25 protein-coding genes and 1 tRNA gene are annotated in these 25,045 nt (G+C 40.6%); 25 read left to right on the top strand and 1 reads right to left on the bottom strand.

The window, feature by feature from the left end:
• Nucleotide 1: 1 nt before the first annotated feature.
• The 23 genes from map to BLV53_RS03340 all read left to right on the top strand — a co-directional run bounded on the left by map (nt 2) and on the right by BLV53_RS03340 (nt 21,414).
• The gene (gene map, locus BLV53_RS03450; RefSeq protein WP_090297117.1) at nt 2-802 is read left to right on the top strand and encodes a type I methionyl aminopeptidase; all 801 of its coding nucleotides are present in this window, start codon (nt 2-4) and stop codon (nt 800-802) included.
• Nucleotides 793-1,059, top strand: a complete 267-nt coding sequence (locus BLV53_RS03445) for a KOW domain-containing RNA-binding protein (RefSeq protein ID WP_090297113.1) — start codon at nt 793-795, stop codon at nt 1,057-1,059. Before map ends, BLV53_RS03445 begins: the two co-directional genes overlap by 10 nt.
• Nucleotides 1,052-1,270, top strand: coding sequence for a translation initiation factor IF-1 (gene infA, locus BLV53_RS03440; protein WP_015548337.1), 219 nt, complete (start codon nt 1,052-1,054; stop codon nt 1,268-1,270). Before BLV53_RS03445 ends, infA begins: the two co-directional genes overlap by 8 nt.
• A gap of 143 nt (nt 1,271-1,413) precedes the next feature.
• Nucleotides 1,414-1,527: a 50S ribosomal protein L36 gene (gene rpmJ / locus BLV53_RS03435; RefSeq protein ID WP_004604068.1), complete on the top strand. Its 114-nt coding sequence runs from the start codon at nt 1,414-1,416 to the stop codon at nt 1,525-1,527.
• 210 nt (nt 1,528-1,737) lie between these two features.
• Nucleotides 1,738-2,106 carry a 30S ribosomal protein S13 gene (gene rpsM, locus BLV53_RS03430; protein ID WP_028234412.1) on the top strand — a complete coding sequence of 123 codons (369 nt, stop codon included), beginning with the start codon at nt 1,738-1,740 and terminating at the stop codon, nt 2,104-2,106.
• Between the two features lie 35 nt (nt 2,107-2,141).
• Complete coding sequence (rpsK, locus tag BLV53_RS03425) at nt 2,142-2,534, top strand: 30S ribosomal protein S11 (protein ID WP_015548335.1); 393 nt, start codon at nt 2,142-2,144, stop codon at nt 2,532-2,534.
• 16 nt (nt 2,535-2,550) lie between these two features.
• Nucleotides 2,551-3,144 (top strand): 30S ribosomal protein S4, encoded by a 594-nt coding sequence (gene rpsD / locus BLV53_RS03420; RefSeq protein ID WP_090297110.1) that lies wholly within the window; start codon nt 2,551-2,553, stop codon nt 3,142-3,144.
• 164 nt (nt 3,145-3,308) lie between these two features.
• Nucleotides 3,309-4,268, top strand: a complete 960-nt coding sequence (locus BLV53_RS03415; protein ID WP_090297107.1) for a DNA-directed RNA polymerase subunit alpha — start codon at nt 3,309-3,311, stop codon at nt 4,266-4,268.
• 139 nt (nt 4,269-4,407) lie between these two features.
• Nucleotides 4,408-4,932 (top strand): bL17 family ribosomal protein, encoded by a 525-nt coding sequence (locus tag BLV53_RS03410; RefSeq protein WP_090297104.1) that lies wholly within the window; start codon nt 4,408-4,410, stop codon nt 4,930-4,932.
• 149 nt (nt 4,933-5,081) lie between these two features.
• Nucleotides 5,082-6,101: an ABC transporter substrate-binding protein gene (locus BLV53_RS03405; protein ID WP_090297101.1), complete on the top strand. Its 1,020-nt coding sequence runs from the start codon at nt 5,082-5,084 to the stop codon at nt 6,099-6,101.
• A gap of 71 nt (nt 6,102-6,172) precedes the next feature.
• Entirely contained in the window at nt 6,173-7,102 is a 930-nt protein-coding gene (locus tag BLV53_RS03400) for an ABC transporter permease (RefSeq protein ID WP_090297098.1), read from the top strand.
• Nucleotides 7,095-7,892: an ABC transporter ATP-binding protein gene (locus tag BLV53_RS03395; RefSeq protein WP_090297096.1), complete on the top strand. Its 798-nt coding sequence runs from the start codon at nt 7,095-7,097 to the stop codon at nt 7,890-7,892. The genes BLV53_RS03400 and BLV53_RS03395 overlap by 8 nt, the downstream gene beginning before the upstream one ends.
• Before the next feature lie 151 nt (nt 7,893-8,043).
• Nucleotides 8,044-10,071: an ATP-dependent zinc metalloprotease FtsH gene (ftsH, locus tag BLV53_RS03390; RefSeq protein WP_090297093.1), complete on the top strand. Its 2,028-nt coding sequence runs from the start codon at nt 8,044-8,046 to the stop codon at nt 10,069-10,071.
• A gap of 5 nt (nt 10,072-10,076) precedes the next feature.
• Nucleotides 10,077-11,921 carry an excinuclease ABC subunit UvrC gene (uvrC, locus tag BLV53_RS03385; protein WP_090297089.1) on the top strand — a complete coding sequence of 615 codons (1,845 nt, stop codon included), beginning with the start codon at nt 10,077-10,079 and terminating at the stop codon, nt 11,919-11,921.
• A gap of 82 nt (nt 11,922-12,003) precedes the next feature.
• Nucleotides 12,004-12,933 (top strand): HPr(Ser) kinase/phosphatase, encoded by a 930-nt coding sequence (hprK, locus tag BLV53_RS03380; protein WP_090297085.1) that lies wholly within the window; start codon nt 12,004-12,006, stop codon nt 12,931-12,933.
• Between the two features lie 59 nt (nt 12,934-12,992).
• The gene (locus tag BLV53_RS03375; protein WP_090297082.1) at nt 12,993-14,390 is read left to right on the top strand and encodes an aminopeptidase; all 1,398 of its coding nucleotides are present in this window, start codon (nt 12,993-12,995) and stop codon (nt 14,388-14,390) included.
• Nucleotides 14,383-15,318 (top strand): UDP-N-acetylmuramate dehydrogenase, encoded by a 936-nt coding sequence (gene murB / locus BLV53_RS03370; protein ID WP_090297080.1) that lies wholly within the window; start codon nt 14,383-14,385, stop codon nt 15,316-15,318. The genes BLV53_RS03375 and murB overlap by 8 nt, the downstream gene beginning before the upstream one ends.
• Nucleotides 15,315-16,187 (top strand): RNase adapter RapZ, encoded by an 873-nt coding sequence (rapZ, locus tag BLV53_RS03365; protein WP_090297077.1) that lies wholly within the window; start codon nt 15,315-15,317, stop codon nt 16,185-16,187. The genes murB and rapZ overlap by 4 nt, the downstream gene beginning before the upstream one ends.
• On the top strand, nt 16,188-17,030 hold the full coding sequence (gene whiA, locus BLV53_RS03360) for a DNA-binding protein WhiA (RefSeq protein ID WP_090297074.1): 843 nt from the start codon (nt 16,188-16,190) through the stop codon (nt 17,028-17,030).
• Between the two features lie 42 nt (nt 17,031-17,072).
• Entirely contained in the window at nt 17,073-17,321 is a 249-nt protein-coding gene (locus BLV53_RS03355; protein ID WP_090297071.1) for an HPr family phosphocarrier protein, read from the top strand.
• Between the two features lie 17 nt (nt 17,322-17,338).
• Nucleotides 17,339-18,232 carry a diacylglycerol/lipid kinase family protein gene (locus BLV53_RS03350; protein ID WP_090297069.1) on the top strand — a complete coding sequence of 298 codons (894 nt, stop codon included), beginning with the start codon at nt 17,339-17,341 and terminating at the stop codon, nt 18,230-18,232.
• 71 nt (nt 18,233-18,303) lie between these two features.
• Nucleotides 18,304-19,170 (top strand): class II fructose-1,6-bisphosphate aldolase, encoded by an 867-nt coding sequence (fba, locus tag BLV53_RS03345; protein ID WP_090297066.1) that lies wholly within the window; start codon nt 18,304-18,306, stop codon nt 19,168-19,170.
• A gap of 123 nt (nt 19,171-19,293) precedes the next feature.
• Nucleotides 19,294-21,414: a glutamine synthetase III family protein gene (locus BLV53_RS03340; RefSeq protein ID WP_090297062.1), complete on the top strand. Its 2,121-nt coding sequence runs from the start codon at nt 19,294-19,296 to the stop codon at nt 21,412-21,414.
• A gap of 58 nt (nt 21,415-21,472) precedes the next feature.
• On the opposite strand, the gene BLV53_RS03335 is transcribed toward BLV53_RS03340, so the two are convergent.
• Nucleotides 21,473-24,106 (bottom strand): transglycosylase domain-containing protein, encoded by a 2,634-nt coding sequence (locus tag BLV53_RS03335; RefSeq protein WP_090297060.1) that lies wholly within the window; start codon nt 24,104-24,106, stop codon nt 21,473-21,475.
• Nucleotides 24,107-24,161: 55 nt separating this feature from the next.
• Here BLV53_RS03335 and BLV53_RS03330 point away from each other — a divergent pair, with 55 nt between their 5' ends.
• On the top strand, nt 24,162-24,815 hold the full coding sequence (locus BLV53_RS03330; RefSeq protein ID WP_090297057.1) for a YigZ family protein: 654 nt from the start codon (nt 24,162-24,164) through the stop codon (nt 24,813-24,815).
• A gap of 109 nt (nt 24,816-24,924) precedes the next feature.
• Nucleotides 24,925-24,996 (top strand) — tRNA-Gln (locus BLV53_RS03325).
• Nucleotides 24,997-25,045: the final 49 nt, after the last annotated feature.

Here is a 25,045-nt window from a genome sequence, read left to right as displayed (position 1 = left end):
GATGTCAGAAGTTATTACTATTAAAACTGAAGAAGAAATTCAATTAATGCGTGAAGCTGGTAAAATCCTAGCTCAGGTTCATGAAACTCTTGCAAAAGAAATTCATGAGGGCATGTCAACACTTGAGGTTGACAGATTAGGCGAAGAGGTTATCAGAAGCTTTGGTTGCGAGCCGAATTTTAAAGGCTTGTATGGATTTCCAGGAAGTGTTTGTGTTTCAGTTAATGACGAAGTGGTTCATGGTATACCAACGGATGATCGTATCCTTGTAAGTGGTGACATTGTCAGTCTTGATACTGGAGTCCTTTATAAAGGTTATCACTCAGATGCTGCTCGTACAGTAGGCATTGGTGAAATAAGCGAGGAAGCAAGACTTCTTATTGAAAGAACCAGACAGTCATTTTTCCAGGGTATGAAATATGCAACTGCGGGAAATCATTTATTTGATATTTCCGGTGCCATTCAGGAATATGCCGAGAGTTGTGGTTACGGTGTAGTCAGAGAATTGGTAGGGCATGGAATAGGAACTTCACTTCATGAAGCTCCAGAGATTCCAAACTTCCGTCGTAAGTTTAGAAAAGGTACTAAATTAATAAAAGGTATGACACTTGCCATTGAGCCAATGATTAATGCGGGTGGTCCTGAAGTTGCATGGATGGATGATGAATGGACAGTAGTTACTATGGATGAATCACTTTCAGCTCATTATGAAAATACAATCGTAATTACAGATGGTGCTCCTGAAATATTAACTCTTACACCAACAGAGCTTGCAAATCCGGAGGGAAACAAATGGATTTAATGCTTGCAACATCAAAGGCTGGTCATGATGCTAAACAAGTATATGTAGTTATTGAAGAAATCGGTGATTACTATATGATTGTAAATGGTACGACAAAGACCATGATCAAGCCTAAGAAAAAGAAAAAAATTCATTTACAACTAATAAAAAATCTTCCAACTGAGGTTTTTGAAATTTATGATAGTTCAAAGCCATTGGATGATTTAACCATTAAAAGAATTCTTAAAGTTTATAATAGGAGGAATAAAGATGTCTAAGGCAGATGTTATTGAAGTAGAGGGAGTTGTAGTTGAAAAACTTCCAAATGCTATGTTTAAGGTTGAGCTTGAAAACGGTCATCAGATTCTTGCTCATATAAGCGGTAAGTTAAGACAGAATTACATTCGTATCTTACCTGGTGATAAAGTTACTATTGAAATGAGTCCTTATGATTTATCAAAGGGTAGAATCATTTGGAGAGATAAATAGACACAGATTTGACACAAAAATAAATTAATTTGTTATTGACATACCTAAAAACGCTAGCTATACTATTAACCGGACGTTTTCAGTATGTTCAATTATAGATTGACCACAACCTTTGAAAAAAGGGCATGGAAAGGAGGAAAATCGTGAAAGTAAGATCTTCTGTAAAGCCTATGTGCGAGAAGTGCAAGGTCATCAAAAGAAAGGGTAGCATTCGCATTATTTGTGAAAACCCAAAGCATAAGCAGCGTCAGGGTTAATTTCTGTCCACTTATGTAATGCATTTATTATGTGCGGCTGCAGTCTAAAGTGTATCTAATTTAGACTGTTCATAATAAAAAGGCCTATCATACCGAGGCCAACTATTTGTACCAGATATGGGGATACACACATTTCAGGCCGAGTAATCGGAGCTGTATTTTCTATATCGATTATTAATTGTAGAAATATTTATGGAGGTGTAAACACACATGGCTCGTATTGCAGGTGTAGATTTACCAAGAGACAAGAGAATTGAAATTGGTTTAACTTACATTTACGGAATTGGTAGAGTAAGCTCAAACAAAGTTCTTGAAGCAGCTGGTGTAGATCCTAACACTCGTGTTAAGGATTTAACTGACGAAGAAGTTAAGAAGATCAGCACAGTTATCGATGAGACATTAACTGTAGAAGGTGATCTTAGAAGAGAAGTTGCACTTGATATCAAGAGACTTCAGGAAATCGGATGCTATAGAGGAATCCGTCATAGAAAGGGTCTTCCTGTTCGTGGACAGAAGACTAAGACAAACGCTCGTACTCGCAAGGGTCCAAAGCGTACAGTAGCTAATAAGAAGAAGTAATTATTTATAGATAAAGAAAGTAGGTTAGTTTAATTATGGCTAAAGTTGCAAAGAAGACAACAAAAAAGCGTGTAAAGAAAAACGTTGAACACGGACAGGTACATGTTCAGGCATCTTTCAATAATACTATCGTTACTATTACTGATGCTCAGGGTAACGCTCTTTCATGGGCAAGTGCTGGTGGTCTAGGATTTAGAGGTTCAAGGAAATCTACTCCTTATGCTGCACAGATGGCAGCAGAGACAGCAGTTAAGGCTGCATTAGTTCACGGTTTAAAGAGTGTAGATGTATTCGTAAAGGGACCAGGTTCAGGACGTGAGGCTGCAATCAGAGCAATCGATGCAAACGGCGTTCAGGTTCTTACAATCAAGGATGTTACTCCAGTTCCACATAACGGATGTCGTCCACCAAAGCGTAGAAGAGTCTAATTAGGAGGGAAATCTAATGGCAGTTAATAAGACACCAGTTCTTAAAAGATGTAGATCTCTTGATTTAGATCCAACATTTTTAGGATATGATAAAAAGTCACGTAGACAGAAGAATAGAGGAAGAGGAAAGAAGTCTGAGTACGCACTTCAGCTTCAGGAGAAGCAGAAGGCTAAGTTCATCTATGGCGTACTTGAGAAGCCTTTCCGTAATTATTATGAGAAGGCTGACCGTCAGAAGGGTATGACAGGTGAAAACCTTATGACAATGCTTGAGAGCCGTCTTGACAACGTAGTATTCCGTATGGGATTTGCTCGTACAAGAAAAGAAGCTCGTCAGGTTGTTGATCACAAGATGTTCCTTGTAAACGGTAAGTCAGTTAACATTCCTTCATACCTTGTAAAGGCTGGAGATGTTATCGAAGTTCGCGAAAAGTCAAAGAACATTCAGAGATTTAAGGATATTACAGAAGTAACAGCAGGTAGAGTTACTCCTGATTGGGTTGAAGTAGACGCTGAGAACCTCAAGGGTACAGTTAAAGAGCTTCCTAACAGAGAGCAGATTGATGTTCCTGTAGACGAAATGCTTATCGTCGAGTTATATTCTAAGTAAAATAATTAAATATTTAGTAAAATCTTACAAAAAGCACTTATACAAGCTTGCTTGTATAAGTGCGATTTGTTAAAATTTTTTTATACGGCATAAGCATTGAATCAGAATATTATTTAATATTCTGTTTTTTAGAGTCTAGCAAATTACATTAAGGAGGCAATGTAGTGTTAAATTTTGAAAACCCTAATATTGAAATCGCTGAGATTTCTGAGGACAAAAAATACGGCAGATTCGTTGTAGAACCTCTTGAAAGAGGTTATGGTATAACACTGGGTAATTCTCTTCGTAGAATTATGCTTTCATCTCTGCCAGGAGCTGCAGTTAGCCAGATTAAGATTGAAGGCGTTCTCCATGAGTTTAGCGCTATTCCGGGCGTTAAGGAAGACGTTACAGAAATCGTTATGAATATCAAGGAACTTGCTATTAGAAATAATAGTAGTTCAGATGAGCCAAAAACAGCATACATCGAGTTCGAGGGAGAGGGAGTAGTTACAGCTGCTGATATCCAGGTAGACTCTGATATAGAAATCATCAACCCTGATCTTGTTATTGCTCACCTTAATGGTGGCAATGATTGCAAGCTTTATATGGAGCTTACAATCACAAAGAATCGTGGTTATGTTTCAGCAGACAAGAATAAGACTCCAGATACTCCAATCGGCAAGATTGCAGTTGACTCAATTTACACACCAGTTGAGCGTGTAAATATGACAGTTGAAGACACTCGTGTAGGTCAGGTTACAGATTATGACAAGCTTACACTTGATGTATATACAAACGGTACTATGGGACCAGATGAGGCAGTTTCTATGGCTGCTAAGGTTCTCAGTGAGCACCTTAATTTATTCGTTAATCTTTCAGAGGCTGCACAGGATCTTTCAGTTATCGCTGAAAAGCCAGATGATACTACAGGTAAGACTCTTGAAATGAGCATTGATGAGCTTGAGCTTTCAGTTCGTTCATACAACTGCTTAAAGAGAGCTGGTATCAACACTGTTGCAGAGCTTTGCGACAAGTCACCTGATGACATGATGAAGGTACGTAACCTTGGTCGCAAGTCTATGGAAGAAGTAGAGCAGAAGCTTAGCGAGCTTGGTCTTTCGCTTAGATTAATTGAAGACTAATTCGCATAAGTATATTAGTAACAGGAAATAATACGTGGACTATAAGACCGATGAGCAAGTTCGCGCATGCCTTTCCATTAATCAAGTTACGGGGTAAGACCGATGAGCACCTGTGACGCCAGTAACAAGGAGACAAGAAATGGCAAAGTACAGAAAGTTAAGCAGAACATCTTCACAGAGAAAAGCACTTTTAAGAAACCAGGTAACTGAGCTTCTTTACCACGGCAAGATCGTTACAACAGAGGCTAAGGCTAAGGAAGTAAGAAAGATTGCTGAGCACATCATTACACTTGGTGTTAAGGAAAAGGATAACTTCGAAGAAGTTACAGTTCAGGCAAAGGTTGCTCGTAAAGATAAAGATGGTAAGAGAGTAAAGGAAGTTGTTGATGGCAAGAAGGTTACTGTATACGATACAGTAGATAAGAAGATTAAGAAGGATTCTCCTTCAAGACTTCACGCTCGTCGTCAGATGATGCAGGTTCTTTACACTCCAACAGCTAAGGGCGAGAAGAAGAGCCAGACACGCAAGGTTGACATGGCAAACTTCGTATTTGATGAAGTTGCTCCAAAGTATGTTGATCGCAAGGGTGGTTACACACGTATCATCAAGATCGGACCACGTAAGGGCGATGCTGCTATGGAAGTTGTTCTTGAGTTAGTATAATTTAAGACTTTCATTATCCCAGGACTTATAGTCCTGGGATTTTTTTTTAGACATAAAACTACAATATTGTTACACAGAATAACCATTGACTTTAGCAGATAAAAGTGCTAAAGTGAACACCATAATTAAAGACATAGGAGGAGAGTTGTATGAAGAAAATTTTTGCATTAATTATGGCTTCAGCTATGACACTTTCTTTGGTTGCATGTGGTACAGATGCAGCTGCTCAAAAGGAAGCTGACAATGCTTCAGCACCAGCTGCTGAGGAACAGGTTGAAAATGATGATGCTAAAACTTATAACGTCGGGGTGATCCAGTTAGTTCAGCACCCAGCTTTAGATGCAGCTACTGAAGGTTTCCAGGATGCACTCAAGGAAAAGCTTGGTGATAATGTTACTGTTACAATTGAAAATGCATCAGGTGACAGTGCTACATGTGCTACCATTGCTAATACTTTTGTATCTGATAACGTCGATTTGATTATGGCAAATGCTACACCAGCATTACAGGCAGCTGAGACAGCAACCAGCACTATTCCAATCGTTGGAACATCAGTTACTGATTATGCTTCAGCTCTTGATATATCAGACTGGAATGGTTCGACGGGCGTTAATGTAACAGGTACATCAGACCTTGCACCACTTGACGGACAGGCTGAAATGTTAAATTCATTATTCCCTGATGCAAAGGAAGTTGGAATTATCTACTGCTCAGGTGAAAAGAATTCATTATTCCAGGCAAAGAAAATTACAGAATATCTTGAAGATTATGGATACAATGTAACAGATTACACATTTTCAGATTCAGCTGATGTTGCGACAGTTGTACAAACAGCATGCGGATCAAGTGACGTACTTTACGTTCCAACAGACAACGTAGCAGCAAATGCAGCTGAAACAATTAATAATATCGCCGTTACTGCAGGTATTCCAATTGTTGCAGGTGAGGAAGGAATTTGCAAAGGCTGTGGAATTGCAACACTTTCGATTTCTTATTATGACATTGGCTATAATGCAGGCCTTATGGCATATGAGATTCTTGCAAACGGAAAAGATCCAGCAACATATGATATTCAGTATGCTACAGAATTTACAAAAGAATATAATGCCACAATAGCTGAAAAGCTAAATATTGAAATTCCTGAGGATTATGTACCAATCGAGGAATAGAGAAGTATTATTTAAATTTAAAAATAATTAATACGGGCAAGGCCATATGGCCTTGCTCTTTGGAGTTAAAAATGGGAATTGAAACTTTAATTGCAGGAATGCCAGGTACCGTAGCACAAGGTATAATATACGGAATTATGGCATTGGGTATTTTTATAACATTTAAATTATTGAATTTCGCAGATTTGTCTGTAGACGGTTCATTTGCCACAGGTGGAGCAGTGGCAGCCATGGTTATTATCAGTGGCCATTCATGGATACTTGCATTGATTCTTGCATTTGTTGCAGGAGCCTTGGCTGGTCTCATTACAGGCGTACTACACACTGTATTTGGTATCCCTGATATCTTATCTGGAATATTGACGCAATTAGCGCTTTATTCTATAAACCTAAGAATTGCTAATAATCAGCCAAATACACCAATTTCAGTAGACAAATATAACTTAGCAGTATCTTTAAGATACAAAAATGATGCATTAATTACTGTACTTGTATTTGCTGCAATCATTATTGCTTTAATGTATTGGTACTTTGGTACTGAGATGGGTTCCGCTCTCAGAGCCACAGGCACTAACCCAGCTATGACAAAGGCACAGGGTATTAATGTTAACTTTATGAAGGCCTTTGGTCTTGTTATTTCAAATGCTATTGTTGCATTTGCAGGTGCATTATTTGCACAGTTTAACGGAAATGCTGACGTTAACATGGGACGAGGTGCAATCGTAATCGGTCTTGCTTCTATCATTATTGGTGAAGTTCTCTGTACTACATTATTTAAGAAAAAATCTAATTTCGCTTTATCACTTGCATTTGTGGTAGTTGGTGGAATTTTATATTACATTTTCATAGCTATCGTTTTATGGCTAAAGATGCCAGCAAACGATATGAAGCTGTTCACAGCTATTATAGTTGCTATATTCCTTGCAGTTCCTTACCTTAAGAACAAGAGCAATAGCTCGTTTAGAAAGGCAGCTAAGAGAGGAGGTAAGGAAAATGCTTAATGCTATTAATCTTCAAAAAACCTTCAATGCCGGAACTATTAATGAAAAAGTAGCTTTAGCAGGAGCAACACTTCGCCTTGAAGAGGGAGAATTTTGTACAGTAATCGGTGGAAACGGTGCAGGTAAATCTACATTTCTGAATGCTGTTGCAGGTGTATGGCCTGTAGATGGTGGAAGCATAATGATAGATGGCGTTGATGTTACTGGACTCCCAGAGCACAAAAGAGCTAAATATTTAGGACGAGTGTTCCAGGACCCAATGACAGGTACAGCAGCAAATATGCAAATTGATGAAAACATGGCTCTCGCAGCGCGAAGAGGCAAATCTAGAGGCCTTGGATGGGGAGTTACCAGAACAGAGCGTGAAAAATATCATGAGATGCTTAAAGAACTGGATTTGGGCCTTGAGGACCGTCTTACAGCAAAGGTAGGTCTACTTTCTGGTGGACAGCGACAGGCGTTGACTCTTCTTATGGCAACTATTCAAAAACCAAAGGTATTGCTTTTGGATGAGCATACAGCAGCCCTTGACCCAAAGACTGCATCAAAAGTTTTAGAAATTACAGATATGCTTATTAGAGAGCATAATCTTACAGCCATGATGGTCACCCACAACATGCGCGATGCAATCAATTATGGTAATCGTCTTATTATGATGAATGAGGGACGTGTTATTTTAAATATCAGTGGTGAAGAAAAGAAAAATCTTACTATCGAAGATCTTCTCCATAAATTTGAAGAGGTTTCGGGTACTGAATTTACAAATGATACAGAAATTCTTTCTAAATAAATAATTAAAGCTTTATACCGCTAGTTATGCTATCAGGCAGCTAGCGGATTTTTTGTTTTATTTGTATTAAAAATTTATTAAAAACGATACATTTCAAGCCTTTTATGATACATTAATTAAGTACAAAATTTGATTTTACACGGAGGCAGATGTGAACGATAATAACAATTCAAATGGCGGAGATAAAAAGAATAACCGTCAGCCTTTTTATACATTAGGCATATTAGTGCTCATAGCTCTCTTCTTTACAAGTATGATGTACAAAGGAGCCAGCGCTAGCACAAATCAGGAAATAAGCTACACTGAATTCCTGGACCTGGTGGAGGATGACAAGGTTTCAGAGGTTAACTTTAAGGATGATGTGATAAATATCACATTAAAGGAAGGCGTAAGCTATTCAAAGTCCGAAACAACAGAAGAAGATGAAAAGCTTCAGCAAATATATGAAGCAGCAGGTCAGCCGACTGCAAAAGTAACGTTATACACAGCTTATCTTAAAGATGATGACCTTTTGGACAAGCTGGATGAGCATGGCGTTAAATACGAAGGAACCATTGCAGATTCAACAGCAGCGATTATTTATAATATCTTATCCTTTGTATTGCCGCTTGTTTTACTTTGGGTAGTTCTTGGCTTCCTTATGAAACGTATGGGCGGCGGACCAATGGGCGTAGGCAAATCAAATGCCAAGCTCTACAATATGGAAAAGGCTACAGGCATCACATTCAAGGATGTTGCAGGCCAGGATGAAGCTAAAGAATCCGTACAGGAAATGGTAGATTTCCTTCACAATCCAAAGAAATACACCGAAATCGGTGCAAAGCTTCCAAAGGGTGCGCTTCTTGTAGGCCCTCCTGGAACTGGTAAGACACTTCTTGCAAAAGCAGTAGCCGGTGAAGCAGGTGTTCCTTTCTTCTCACTTGCAGGTTCTGATTTCGTAGAGATGTTCGTAGGTGTTGGTGCGTCACGTGTGCGTGATTTGTTCAAGGAAGCACAGAAGGTTGCACCATGTATTGTATTCATCGATGAGATTGATGCCATCGGTAAGAGTCGTGATGCTCATTATGGGGGTGGCAATGATGAACGTGAGCAGACACTTAATCAGCTCCTTTCAGAGATGGATGGTTTCGACTCTAACAAGGGTCTTCTTATTCTTGCAGCTACAAACCGTCCAGAGGTGCTTGATAAAGCACTCCTTCGTCCAGGACGTTTTGATAGAAGAATCATCGTTGACAGACCAGATCAAAAGGGACGTCTTGAAATTCTCAAGGTACATGCCAAGGATGTAAAGATGGATGAATCTGTAGATTTAGATGCACTTGCACTTGCATCGGTAGGTCTTGTGGGTTCAGACCTTGCCAATATTATTAACGAGGCAGCTATCCTTGCAGTAAAGGCTAAGAGACAGTATGTTACTCAAAAGGATTTATTTGAGGCATTTGAACTTGTGGCTGTAGGCGGTAAGGAAAAGAAGGACAGAGCAATGAGTGAGAAGGAACGTAAAATCGTTTCGTATCATGAAGTTGGTCATGCGCTTGTTTCAGCATTGCAGAAGGATGCAGAGCCAGTTCAAAAAATTACAATTGTTCCTAGAACAATGGGTGCTCTAGGATATACACTTCAGACTCCAGAGGAAGAGAAATTCCTTGAGACAAAGGATGAGCTCATTGCTAAAATCGTCACTTACATGGGTGGTAGAGCAGCCGAAGATATTAAATTCGGTTCATACACCTCAGGTGCCGCAAACGATATTGAACAGGCTACCAAGATTGCCAGAGCTATGGTAACTCGTTTTGGTATGTCGGATAAATTTGGTATGATGGGGCTTGCCACTGTTGAGAGTCAATATCTTGATGGTAGAGCATCTCTTATCTGCGGTGACAACACAGCCGGCCAGATTGATGAAGAAGTTCTCAAGATGATTACAGATGCATATACAAAGGCTAAGGAGCTTCTCACTGAGAACATGGAAAGTCTTGATAAGATTTCAGAGTATCTTTTCGAGCATGAAACTATTACTGGTAAGGAATTCATGAAGATTTTCAGAGAAATCAAAGGCATCCCTGAACCAGAAGAGAAAAAGTCAGAGAATAACTCGTTGTTACCTGAACATAAGAGTATTTTCGAAGACGACAACGATCCAAATAATGTAGTAACTGATAGCATTTTTGACGAATAAAATTTATGGTAACAGAACAAGATTTAAGTAAACTCCCGGACCAACCGGGAGTTTATCTAATGCATGGTAGTAATGACGAAATAATCTATGTTGGTAAAGCTCGTTCATTAAAGAATCGAGTACGTCAGTATTTTCAGCCAAGCCACGATGAAGGGCTTAAGAAAAAACAGATGGTTGCCAACATAGATTATTTTGAATTTATAGTGACCGATTCAGAGCTTGAAGCTCTGATATTAGAATGTAATTTAATAAAGGAATATCGTCCGAAGTACAATACTATGCTTCGTGATGATAAGACATATCCATACATCGAGGTCACCCTTACGGAAAGTTATCCGAGGGTGCTTTTCTCTAGGCGGTTAAAAAAGAATGGCAGCAAATTCTTTGGACCATTCACTTCAGCGGGAGCTGTGCACGATACCATCGAGTTGGTTCAAAAGCTTTATAAAATCAGAACCTGTTCTCAAAAGCTTCCTGAGAATTTCGGTAAAAACAGGCCATGTCTTAATTATCATATAGGCCAATGTCTTGGCCCTTGTCAGGGCAATGTACCAGTGGAAGAGTACAGGAAAAATGTGGAAAAGGTCATAGCCTTTTTAGATGGAGACTATTTTGATACTCTTGAAGATTTAAAGGCTAAGATGCTTGCAGCTTCAGAGGAACTAGACTTTGAAAAAGCAGCACTTTACAGAGATTTGATAGAGTCTGTAAAGGCCTGCGCTGGCAGGCAGAAGGCTACGCAGCTTGACGGTGAGGACAGAGACATCATAGCCATGGCCAAATCAGCGGAGGATGCAGTAGTCCAGGTATTTTTTATCCGTGGCGGAAAAATGATAGGACGAGAGCATTTCTTTATCAATGTGAGAGTGGATGACACTGACGAGGATCTTATCCAATATTTCCTCAAGGATTACTATACCGGCACTCCTTTCATCCCTAGAGAGGTGTTTGTCCAATATGAGCTTGAGGAAGCAGGTCTTATCGAGGAGTGGCTTTCAAATAAAAAGAATGCCAAAGTATATTTGAAAACTCCAAAGCGTGGTGCAAAGGGCAAGCTGGTCGAACTGGCGGCTAAAAACGCACAGATGGTTTTAGACCAGGATAAAGAAAAAATCAAGAAAGAAGAAGGCCGTACCATAGGCGCTATGAAGGAAATAGCAGATATTCTTGGAATTCCTGGTGCAAGCCGTATGGAGGCATACGATATATCCAATATTTCTGGTTTCCAGTCAGTAGGCTCCATGGTGGTTTTTGAAAAGGGCAAGCCTAAGCGCTCAGATTACCGCAAATTCAAGATTAAAACTGTTGAAGGGCCAAATGATTATGCTTCGATGCATGAGGTTCTTACAAGGCGTTTTTCGCACGGTATCGAGGAGCTAGAGGAAAATGGAGGAGTGATTGAGGGCAGCTTTACCAAATTTCCTGATGTAATCATGATGGATGGTGGCAAGGGACAGGTTCATATCGCAGAACAGGTCATGGCTGAACTGGGACTGCATATTCCTATCGCCGGCATGGTAAAGGATGACCATCACCGCACCAGAGGGCTTTATTTCAGAGATGAAGAATTGCCTATCGATACTCACTCAGAAGGTTTCAAGCTCATCACACGGCTTCAGGATGAGGCCCATAGATTTGCTATAGAATACCACAGAAGTCTCAGAAGCAAGGGACAGGTAAAAAGCTTTTTGGATGATATTCCAGGTATTGGCCCAAAACGAAGGAAAGCCCTTATGAAAAAATACATTTCAGCAGAAAATATGGCAAAAGCCACAGTTGAAGATTTAATGGAAACAGAGGCTATGTCCAGAGAAGCTGCTGAAAACGTGTACAACTTCTTTCACCACTAGGAATTATCACAAAAATGAAGTATCATTATATATTGCAAAGATATTTGCGTAGGGAAGAAAATAATTTAACGGAGGGATTTTTATGGCACAAAAATATGTTACAGTGGCAACTATCCAGGAAAGATTTAACCTTACAAATTTCACACCAGAATTAAATTTGGAGGAGATGCAGGTTACTGTGGCTGATGTTAACAGACCAGCCCTTCAGCTTCATGGATTTTATGAGCATTTCGAGCCAAAGCGTATCCAGGTAATCGGAAATGTTGAGGTTGCTTATATATCAAAAAAGACAGATGAGGAGAAAGCTGAAAGCTTCGACAAGCTTTTCTCATATGACATTCCTTGTATCATTTATTGCCGAGGCGAGAAGCCGGCAGATATTTTACTTAGAGAAGCTGTTAAGGCAAATGTTCCAATTTTAGGAACAGATAGAGCTACATCTGAATTTATGTCAGCTCTTATTTTCTCACTTAATATGGATTTTGCTCCATACACCACCATTCACGGCGTTCTCGTTGATGTTTACGGTGAAGGTTTGCTTATCACAGGTGAGTCTGGTATCGGTAAATCAGAGGCTGCTCTTGAGCTAATCAGACGTGGTCATCGTCTTGTTTCAGATGATGTTGTTGAAATCAGACGTCCAAACAATGAGCGTTTGTACGGCCGTGCGCCATCTATCACACAGTACCTTATTGAGCTTAGAGGCATCGGCATCATTGATGTTAAATCTCTTTATGGTGTTGAGGCTGTTAAGGACGAGCAGAGAATCGACCTTGTTATCAAGCTTGAGGATTGGAGCAAGGAAAAGGAATATGACCGTCTTGGCATGACAGATGAATACATGAATATCCTTGGTATTGATGTCACATGTCACTCACTTCCAATCAGACCAGGTCGAAATCTGGCTATCATTTGTGAAGCGGCAGCTGTAAACCACCGTCAGAAGAAGATGGGTTACAATGCAGCTGAAGAGCTCTATCGCCGAGTTCAGGATAATATTAATAAAAACTAATTAGCTTAAAAGCGTTTATCGCTTAATATATTTTTTTTAGAAACAGGAGTTATATCTTAATGGAACGTATTAATGCTTGGAGTAAATATACTTCAGAAAATGATTTAAAGAAGGTTATGGACTTTGGTGAGGATTACAGAAAGTTCTTATCAGAGTGCAAGACCGAAAGAGAATGTGTTGATTTCTTCATCGAAAAGGCTAAGGCAGCCGGATATATTGATATCGAAGATGCTATTGCTAATGGAACACAGCTTAAGGCTGGAGACAAGGTTTACGCTGTAAATAAGGGTAAGATGATGGCTGTATTCAACATCGGTAACGAGGCTCTTGAGAATGGCCTTAACATTCTTGGTGCACACATCGACAGCCCTCGCATGGACTTAAAGCAGAATCCATTATATGAGGATTCTGATATTGCCCTTCTTGACACTCACTATTATGGCGGTATTAAAAAGTATCAGTGGGTAACTATTCCACTTGCTCTTCACGGTGTTCTTGTTAAAAAGAATGGTGAGGTTGTAAAGGTTAATGTTGGTGAGGATCCAGCAGATCCAGTATTTGGTATTTCAGATCTTCTCATCCATCTTGCAGCAGATCAGATGGACAAAAAGGGTGCCAAGGTTGTTGAAGGTGAAGACCTTAACGTAATCGTTGGAAGTATTCCAGGCTTTGATGAAAAGGGCGAGAAGGAAAAGGAATCAGTTAAGAAGAACATCCTTAAGCTTCTCAAAGACAAGTATGAAATCGAGGAAGAGGATTTCATTTCGGCTGAAATCGAGGTTGTACCTGCTGGAGCAGCCAGAGACTTCGGATTTGACCGTTCTATGATTTTAGGATATGGTCACGATGACAGAGTATGTGCTTATCCTTCGTTTATGGCTCTTATCAACACTACAGAAACTCTTAGCAAGACAGCATGTGCTCTTCTTGTAGACAAGGAAGAAATCGGTTCTGTAGGCGCTACAGGTATGCAGTCTAAGTTCTTTGAGAACACATTAGCTGAGCTTTACAATCTTGTAGGCGATTACTCAGAGCTTAAATTACGTCGTGCTCTTACAAATTCAAAGGTACTTTCATCAGATGTTTCAGCAGCATTTGATCCAAATTATGCTTCAGCATTTGAAAAGAACAATTCAGCATATCTTGGACGCGGTCTCGTATTCAACAAGTACACGGGTGCAAGAGGAAAGAGCGGTTCAAACGATGCCAGCGCAGAATATGTTGGAGAAGTTCGCGCTATCATGGACAAGGACAACGTTAGCTGGCAGACAGCAGAGCTTGGTAAGGTAGATCAGGGAGGCGGTGGAACAATCGCTTACATCATGGGTAACTACAATATGCAGGTTATCGACTCAGGTGTAGCTGTTCTTTCTATGCACGCTCCTTGTGAAATCATTTCAAAGGTTGACTTATATGAGGCATTGTTAGGATACGAGGCATTTATTAAGTATGCATAATAGTTTTTCAAAAACAGACTTTTATAACGAACTGCAGCAGACCTTTCCTGAGGTTGAGTTTCTCATTGATGAACCAATGAAGAAACATACAACCTTCAGGATTGGCGGTCCTGCAGATATTTATGTGGAGCCATCTATTTCAGAGGTGGTTCCTCTTATTACGTTATTGAGAGAAAAAAATGTACCATTTATGGTTATAGGAAATGGCAGTAACCTTTTGGTGTCTGATGATGGCATAGAGGGTGTAGTGATTTCCTTCGGTAAAAATACAGGGCAAATTTCTGTTGATGGCGACATTATTACAGTCCAGGCTGGAGCGATACTTTCATCAGTATCAAGTCAGGCGGTAGCCGCAAGTCTGACAGGCTTTGAATTTGCTTCAGGCATACCAGGCTCTATGGGTGGTGCCGTCTATATGAACGCTGGTGCTTATGGTGGCGAGATAAAAGATATTTTATTAGATGTCACTGTGCTTACATTTGACAACCAGGTAAAAACCATTCCTGTAGAACAGTTGGATTTATCCTATAGACACTCTGCTTTTATGGAAATGGATGAGCTATCAATAATCCTTAGTGCAAGAATTAAGCTTGTACCAGGAAATCAGGACGAAATCAAATCTACTATAGATGACATTAAGCAAAAGCGAATCGAAAAGCAGCCCCTTAATTTCCCAAGTGCTGGATCAACCTTTAAACGCCCAGAAGGATTTTTTGCGGGAAAACTTATTGATGATACGGGCCTTAGAGGCTATACTGTAGGAGGTGCCCAGGTATCTGAAAAGCACTGCGGCTTTGTAATTAACAAATCTGATGCAACTGCGGCAGATGTTTTGCAACTTATGAAGGACGTGGACACTAAAGTTTATGACAAATTTGGAGTACATCTTACTCCAGAGGTCAGAATCATTGGGAGGAACATCGATTGAAGCTATTAATTCTTACTGGAATGTCCGGTGCGGGTAAAAATACGGCATTTAAAATGCTGGAGGATATGGGGTATTATTGTGTTGATAATTTGCCTGTACAATTACTTAGGTCATTCGTGGAATTAGCTGAAAGTGGCACATTTGAGCAGAAAATTGTAGTTGGAATTGATGTGCGTAATGGCAGGGCGATGAAGCTTTTGCCGGATATATTGCAGGAATTAGACAATGATAGCAAGCCATATTCTATACTATTTTTGGATGCTGAGGATGATGTCCTTATTAAACGCTATAAGGAAACACGTCGAAATCATCCATTATCTGGTAGGGAAAGAATTGCCGCAGGAATAAAAGAAGAACGTCAGTCTATTGGTTTCTTACGAGACGAGGCTGATTATGTTATAGACACCACTCATCTTCTCACAAGAGAGTTAAAGGAAGAGCTTCAAAAAATCTTTGTGGATGATGCCCAGTACAAGAGTCTTTTTGTTACCATTGTTTCATTTGGGTTCAAGTATGGAATTCCAGAAGATGCGGATTTAGTATTTGATGTTAGATTTTTGCCAAATCCTTATTATGATTTAGAACTTAGACCATTCACAGGCAATGACCAGCCTATAAAGGATTTTGTATTAAAATATGATGAGGCCAAGGAATTTCTTGAGAAGACAACCGATTTAATCAAATTCCTTATTCCTAACTATATTAAAGAGGGAAAAAATCAGTTGGTAATAGCTGTGGGATGTACAGGAGGCAAGCATCGCTCTGTATGTCTGGCTGACGAGATTTTTGAGGCGTTAAATGGAGATGAGTCTTACGGACTTAAAATAGAGCATCGTGATATAGGAAAGGATGCTTTGAGAGGAAAATAATTGTCATTTTCAAAGGATGTAAAAGAAGAACTTTTTCAGGTGGTTCCCAAGAGTAGACACTGTATGGTGGCGGAGCTTGCGGGAATTCTGATAATTCAAGGAATAGATCAATACAAAGAAAAAACAGAAGACCATTTAAACAGAAAAGTCTTTACTTTATTAAATAATACTTGTAATATAGGGAAAGATGTCACCACTATATCTGCAGATGTCTATTTAGAGACAAAAAAAATGCTAAAGCTGTCTGAAGACAGCACTATGATAGATGAGCTGGTGGTCCAGCAATCATGCTGCAAACGTTCATTTATCAGGGGAGTGTTTTTGGCAGCGGGTTCAATATCCGATCCTAATAAGGGATACCATTTTGAAATCGTATGTAATACAAGTCCGCAGGCTGATTTTATTAAGCGGACTATGAATGCATTTGAAGTGTATGCTAAAACGGTTGAGAGAAATGGTAAATATGTCGTCTACCTCAAAGAAGGGGCTCAAATAGTTGAGATTCTTCGTGTTATGGAAGCGTCACATTCCGTTATGGAATTGGAAAATATCCGAGTTGTTAAAGAGGTGCGTGGCACTATAAACCGAAAGGTTAACTGTGAGACAGCTAATATCAGCAAAACGGTAAATGCAGCCGTTCGTCAAATTGAGCAGATTCATATTATCGAAGAAAAGATGGGACTGGATAATCTGCCGATACAACTTCAGGAGATTGCAAAGCTTAGACTTACTTATCCTGATACACCACTTGCAGACTTGGGAGAAATGCTCACACCGCCTATTGGAAAGTCGGGAGTTAATCATAGGTTTAAAAAGCTGGCCGCTATAGCAAATGATTTGTAGACTGGCTAGAGTTATGTTTTATTAGATATTCAGGAGGACGTCATGCAAAAAGAAGTTACTATTCAGATGTCAAATTCAATGGAGGCTACACCTATAGCACATTTAGTACAGTTAGCTAACAGATTTTCAAGCTCAATCTATTTTGAGATGGATGAAAAAAAGGTTAATGCTAAAAGTATTATGGGTATGATGAGTTTGGTATTGTCTTCAGGCTCACAGGTTGTTATCGATGCAGCAGGCGATGATGAAGAAAAAGCAGTAGCTGAGCTTTCTGATTTCCTTACAAAATAAATAATTAGAGGGTTACAATGTCAAAAAGATTATTATTTATAGCTAATCCCCGTTCGGGAAAAGGACAAATAAAAGTACATCTGGCTGACATCTTAGACATCATGATTAAGGCAGGCTATCAAGTCAGTGTTCATATTACACAGGCTGGTGGCGACGCTACAGTTAAAACAATTGAACAGGCAGAGAATTACGACAGAATCGTATGCTCAGGAGGCGACGGCACCCTGGACGAGGTTGTCACAGGTATGATGCAGCTTCCAAAGGAAAAACGTAAGCCAATAGGATACATTCCAGCAGGCTCCACAAACGATTTCGGTAATTCTCTAGGTATAGATAAGAACATGTTGAATGCAGCACGTATTAGTGTTTCTGAGCATCTATTTCCTTGTGATATCGGAAGGTTTAACTCAGACTCATTTGTTTACGTAGCTGCATTTGGTATTTTTACAGAGGTTTCTTATGCTACACCTCAGGACTTAAAAAATGTTCTTGGACATGCAGCTTACATCATCGAGGGTGCAAAGCAATTGCGAGATATTCCATCCTTCAGAATGCAGGTGGAATACGAAGGAAATGTTGTCTATGATGAATTCATCTTTGGTATGATTACCAATTCCAAATCAGTTGGTGGCTTCCAGGGGATTATTCGTGGAGATATAGGATTAAACGATGGAGTGTTTGAGGTCACCCTCATCAAAATGCCTCGTAATCCAATCGAATTAAATGAAATACTTGGCTTTATGTCAGGGCTTATTCCAGACTCAGATATGGTTTATGCATTCCAGACAAAGGAGATAAAGTTCACCTGCAACGAACAGGTTCCTTGGACTTTAGATGGTGAATTTGGCGGGAACCATGATACAGTGCTCATATCTGATGAGAACAACGCCCTGGAAATAGCTATTGAATAGAGATTTAGCTTATGCTAAAATCTCGTTTAGATAGGGTTTTGACCTAAATACGAATATATGGAGGAATAATTATGTTAGTTTCTGCAAAAGAAATGCTTGATAAGGCAAAGGCTGGTCACTATGCAGTTGGTCAGTTCAACATTAACAACCTTGAGTGGACAAAGGCCATTCTTCTTACAGCTCAGGAGCTTAACTCTCCTGTAATCCTTGGTGTATCTGAGGGTGCTGGAAAGTACATGACAGGCTTCGGTACTGTTGCAGCTATGGTTAAGGCTATGGATGAGGAGCTCGGAATCACAGTTCCTGTAGCACTTCACCTTGATCACGGTACATACGAAGGATGCTACAAGTGTATTAAGGCTGGTTTCACATCTATCATGTTTGATGGATCACACTATCCATTCGAGGAGAACCTTGCAAAGTCTACAGAGCTTGTTAACGTTGCTCACGGTCTTGGCCTTTCAATCGAGTGTGAAGTTGGTTCAATCGGTGGTGAAGAAGATGGTGTTGTAGGTATGGGCGAGTGCGCTGATCCAGAAGAGTGCAAGACAATCGCTGACCTTGGCGTAGATATGCTTGCAGCAGGTATCGGTAACATCCACGGAAAGTACCCAGAGAACTGGCAGGGACTTTCATTTGAGACTCTTGATGCTATTCAGCAGAAGACAGGTGCTATGCCACTCGTACTTCACGGTGGTACAGGTATCCCAGCTGACATGATCAAGAAGGCTATTGAACTTGGTGTTTCAAAGATCAACGTTAACACAGAGTGCCAGCTTTCATTCGCTGATGCTACACGTAAGTACATCGAGGCTGGTAAGGACCTTGAGGGTAAGGGATTTGACCCACGTAAGCTTCTTGCTCCTGGTACAGATGCTATCAAGGCTACAGTAAAAGAGAAGATGGAATTATTCGGTTCAGTAGGTAAGGCTAACTAATAAAATACAATAGCTCCTACAAGGGCTTTGGAAAAGACAATCGGCATAGCTTTATTGCTGATTGTCTTTTCTATTATGTAGCTGTATAGTTACAATTTATTTAAAGTGAAAGGATACATATTAATGGAAGAATATTTCAATGTGGCAGACATCTTTGGTGAGAACGTATTTAATGACACGGTTATGCAGGAACGCTTGCCAAAGAAGACTTATCAGAAGCTCAAGCAGACCATCTCTGAAGGCAAAGAACTTGATTTAGAGACTGCAGATGTTATTGCTCATGAGATGAAGGAATGGGCTATTGAGAAGGGTGCAACACACTACACACACTGGTTCCAACCACTTACAGGAATCACAGCAGAAAAGCATGATTCATTTATTTCAGCACCACTGCCTTCTGGAAAGGTTCTAATGAGCTTTTCTGGTAAGGAATTGATTAAGGGTGAGCCAGATGCATCATCATTCCCTTCAGGCGGTCTTAGAGCCACATTCGAGGCTAGAGGCTACACAGCATGGGACCCTACATCCCCTGCCTTTGTAAGACAGGATGCAGCAGGTGCTACACTTTGCATTCCTACAGCCTTCTGCTCATACACAGGTGAAGCCCTTGATCAGAAGACACCACTTCTTCGTTCTATGGAAGTTGTTTCTGAGCAGGCTATCAGACTTCTCAGATTATTTGGTAATACTACATCAAAGCGTGTAATCCCATCAGTTGGTGCAGAGCAGGAATACTTCCTTATCGATCGTGAAATGTACCTTGCACGCAAAGATTTAATGTATACAGGACGTACTCTCTTTGGCGCTATGCCTCCAAAGGGACAGGAAATGGATGACCATTATTTCGGTACGATTCCTGAGCGTATTGAGGCATATATGAGAGATGTAAATATCGAGCTTTGGAAGCTTGGTGTTTCATCTAAGACTCAGCACAACGAGGTTGCTCCAGCTCAGCACGAGCTTGCACCTATTTATGCACAGTGCAACGTTGCTGTTGATCACAATCAGATTATTATGGAGACACTTAGAAAGGTGGCTAACCGTCACGGTTTACAGTGTCTTCTTCATGAAAAACCATTCAACGGAGTAAACGGTTCAGGTAAGCACGACAACTGGTCCCTTGTAACAGATGATGGCATCAATCTTTTTGAGCCAGGCAAGTCCCCACATGAGAACATCCAGTTCCTGCTTATCCTTTGCCTTGTTCTTAAGGCTGTAGACCGTCATGCAGACCTCCTTCGTGAGTCGGCATCAGATGTAGGAAATGATCACCGTTTAGGCGGAAATGAGGCACCTCCAGTCATCATTTCAGTATATCTTGGTGAGCAGCTTGAGGACGTACTCACACAGCTTATTTCCACTGGTATGGCTACTAAATCAAAGAAGGGTGAAAAGCTTGCTACAGGTGTTAAGACTCTTCCTGATTTCAGAAAGGATGCCACAGACCGTAACCGTACATCACCTTTTGCTTTCACAGGAAACAAATTCGAGTTCAGAATGCCAGGTTCTCAGGATTCAGTAGGTGAGCCTAATGTAGTACTTAACACAATCATGGCTGAAGCACTCTGCGAGGCATGTGATGAACTTGAAAAGGCTGAGGATTTTGATGCAGCTGTTCACAATATGATTAAGAAGCTTGCTACAGATCATCAGCGTATAGTATTCAACGGAAATGGTTATGGTGCAGAGTGGATTGAGGAGGCAGGCAAGAGAGGCCTTCCTACTATTAATTCACTTGTAGAGGCTATTCCTGCGCTTACAACAGATGCTACAGTTTCAATGTTTGAAAAGTTTGGTGTATTCTCAAAGGTAGAGCTTGAGTCTCGTGCCGAAATCGAATACGAGCAGTACATCAAGTCAATCAACATCGAAGCACGTACAATGATAGATATGGCTTCTAAGCAGTTTATTCCAGCTGTAATCAGCTATGCAACAGAGCTTGGACTTTCTATCGGCACTATCTCAGATGCATGCCCTGAGGCGGATGTAAGCACACAGAAGGAGCTTTTGATTAAGCTTTCTAATTATCTTCGTGAGTCAAAGGATGCGCTTGTTCGCCTTAGAACTATCAACGAACAGGCTTACACAATGAAGGCTTCTAGCTGCGAAAAGGCCAACTTCTACCATGATGAAGTAGTCAAGGCTATGGAAGAGCTTCGCGCTCCAATAGATGCCCTTGAAATGATTGTTGACAAAGATTCATGGCCAATGCCAAGCTACGGAGACATGATTTTCGAAGTATAAAACGTAAAATAATAGGACTAGCTATTCGATTGATAGCTAGTCCTTTTTCTATGGGGCTTTATTCACCGCCAACAACTTCGATTTTAATATCTCCGCCAGTGTCAGTACCTGGAGAAGAGTCTGGGTTTTCAACGATAGTTATATCATTGCCTCCGCTAACATTTCCACCAGAGCTTCCTCCGAAGCTTCCAGAGTTAGGAAGTGGCTCACCTCCGTGGATAGGACAATATTGACCAAATGTACCAGAATCTACGCCGAATGGTGCATCACTGGTGCCTGCGGCGGCTCCTATGATAAATACGCCACCATAATGTGGACATTCTGAATTGGCAAACATATGAGATTCTGTACATACATTTCCAAGGTAGTGCTTGTCACAGTATTCTGTAGGCTCTGTGCCCTCTTCGAAATATTCTGTGTAAACCTGTGAACCTCTAGGGTCGTGGTCACAAACACCTGCTACTGCCAGCTTTCCTGATTTCTTACATACTGTTGCTGTAACTATGCCAGAAGGCTGTGGGAAGCTTTTGTTCTCCAGACCTTCATGGATTCGGCTCATTACTGATTTCCATATTGCTTTAGAGTAGGCTGTGTAGCTTTGTGGCGTATTATCGTCAAAACCGCCCCAAATAACGCCTGTGTAATATGGAGTGTAGCCTGCAAAGACTGTATCTTTATTTTTCGTTGTAGTACCGGATTTGCCGGCTACAGTCATGCCTTCAAAGTTGGCTGGCTTACCTGTTCCGGAAGTCATAACATCCTGCATTGCGCTTGTAAGAAGCCATGCAGAAGTTTCCTTTAAAACCCTTGTAGGAGTATTTTCTCTATTATCTAGAAGAATATTACCCTGATGATCTACTATTGTGGTATAGAAGATTGGTTTGTTGTATTCACCGCCATTTGCGATAGTTGCATATGCAGCAGTCAGGTCAAGATTTGTAACACCGTCTGTGATACCACCTAAGGCAAGAGCCTGGTTGTTATCGCCATCAGTAAGTGTTGTGATACCCAAATCCTTTGCGTATTCAAAACCAAGGCTTGTACCTATGTCGCCCATAACCTCAACTGTTACAACGTTGATAGAGTTTGTTATGGCTGTTCGGATGTTGGTCCATCCCAGGTATTGATTGTTGTAATTCTTAAGTGATGTGCCATCACGGTAGGTGGTTGGCATATCGTTTTCAACTGAAGCCAGTGTCATGCCGCCGGCATCAAGGGCAGCAGCATAACAAGCGATTACCTTAAAAGTAGAACCAGGCTGACGTTTAATGCCTGTAGCTCTGTTAAGGGTCTTGGCAGCTGTTTTATCGCCACGTCCACCGACCATAGCAACTACCTCTCCGGTGGATTGGTTCATGATGGTCATTGCAGCCTGAGGCTGTAAGGTGTAGGTAACGGATTCGCCGCCTACTTCATCGCCCTCATCCATAACAGCCTCCTTGTAGGCTTCGATGGCTGCATCGGCAGCTTCCTGATTGTCAAACTCAAGATTATAGCTCTTGTCGCTTGACTGGTAATAAGAAAGCATTGTTATGTCGGAATAGTTTTTAGTGGTTCCATCGGCTTTATTGACTGTGAGTCGATATGAGAATGAAACCTTTGCTAAATCGTTATAATTTGCTGAGTCATTTATTTCTTCCTCTACTATAGACTGGATATTTGAATCCTGAGTAGAATAAATGGACAAACCGCCTGAATAGAGGAGTGCGTATGCCTCTGATTCGGAATAGCCAAGCTTATTTTCTAGATCTTCAACTATTTCATCTGTAAGAGCATCTACAAAATAAGAAGTAGAAGATGTGGATAGCTCGGTGTTTAATACCTGAATCCTATCATAAACGTCATCAGAAAGGGCATCCTCGTAAGCGCTCTTTGTGATGAATCCCTGGTCTAGCATATCGCCAAGGACTTTTTTACGACGTTTAGCGTTATCCTCTGGATGTGTAATTGGGTTGTAGCGGGAAGGGTTTTGGGTGATTCCTGCTATAACAGCACTTTCAGATAGGGTCAAATCCGAAACTGATTTGTTGAAGTATCTTTGTGCCGCAGCTTCAACACCGAGAGTGTTCTGTCCTAAGTTGATACTGTTAAGATAGTTCTCAAGAATGGTATCCTTTGAAACAATTTTTTCAAGCTGTACAGCAAGGTATTGTTCCTGAATCTTTCGGTTGATGCTGTCCATCTTGGTGTGCTCGGATGTCCAGGTGGTAAAGTAATTATTTTTTAGTAACTGTTGTGTAAGCGTACTGGCACCCTGTGAAAAATGGAATCCGTTTAGAACTCCGGTTACACCAGCTCTGATGATACCTTGAGGATCAATTCCGTTGTGTTCATAGAAACGGGAATCCTCGATGGCAACAAAGGCGTGCTGCAAATCTTCCGGTATCTGTGCAAGCTTTACATAGGTTCTATTTGCACCTGTTGAGGCAAGAGTCTCAATTTCTTTTCCGTCGGAATCATAGACCGTGCTCATGTATCCGGTAGGTGAGATATCTATGGTGGATACGTCTGGAAGCTGGTCGATAAGATTCCTTGCATAGAGGTAAGCAACAATGCAGCCGGCTACTACTACAGATATGACGCAAAGCAACGTGATTCGGATGATAGCCAAACCAGCCGAATGACGCTTTCGTTTTCTGCGTCGAGAAAGCCGGGCAGATTGCTTAGCCGCATTTTCTTTTCCGTAATTCATATTAACCTCCAATTTAGGCTTCATTATAGCAAAATTATCAATTATAATAAACCTTATGGAAAAAAAGACTTTTAAAATCGTTTACGAGGGCGGAGTAGGAGAAATCGAGGAAAAGAAATCCAGATTCATTGCTCACGTTGCCCCAATCACTTCCGAGGAGGAAGCAGTTAATTTCATAAATGCCAAGAAAAAGGAATTCTGGGATGCAAGACATAATTGCTCTGCATTTGTAATCGGAGACAATAATGAGGTAACCAGATGCAATGATGATGGCGAGCCTGCCCAGACTGCCGGCAGGCCTATGCTTGATGTGCTTTTAAAAGAAAACATCCACAACTGTGTAGTGGTTGTTACCAGATATTTTGGTGGAGTGTTGCTTGGGACAGGTGGACTTGTCAGAGCATACCAGAAGGCTGTTCAGGAAGGATTAAAGGAGTGCAAGCTTTTAGAGCCAAAAATTGGATGCCCTTGTACCATCTCTACAGACTATAATGGCTATGGGAAAATAGAATACGTTCTTAGAGAAAATAATTTTCCAATTTTAAATACTCAGTTTGCGGCAGATGTAGAAATTAATTCAGTGATTCCATCTGAGGATATGGAAGGCTTTGAAAAAATTATCGCAGATAAGACTGCTGGTTCAGCAAAAATAATCTGGGAAAAACCTGTAAAATACGACATTCTTGACGGTCGGCTATTAACATTCTAAAAAAAAATAAAAAAATTTTAAAAAAGTACTTGCACTTTTTAAAATCATGCCCTATAATAGCATTCGTTGACACGGCAAAGCAAACAAAACACAGCAAGCCGTAAGATAATGGCCCATCGCCAAATGGTAAGGCAACGGACTCTGACTCCGTCATTTCAAGGTTCGAATCCTTGTGGGCCAGCTTCAAGACCTAAGCGAATCGCTTAGGTCTTTTTGTTTTATGTGAGGTA

Source organism: Pseudobutyrivibrio sp. ACV-2 (genome assembly GCF_900107545.1).
Lineage (GTDB): Bacteria > Bacillota > Clostridia > Lachnospirales > Lachnospiraceae > Pseudobutyrivibrio.
This window is presented reverse-complemented; position numbering and strand designations above follow the sequence as displayed.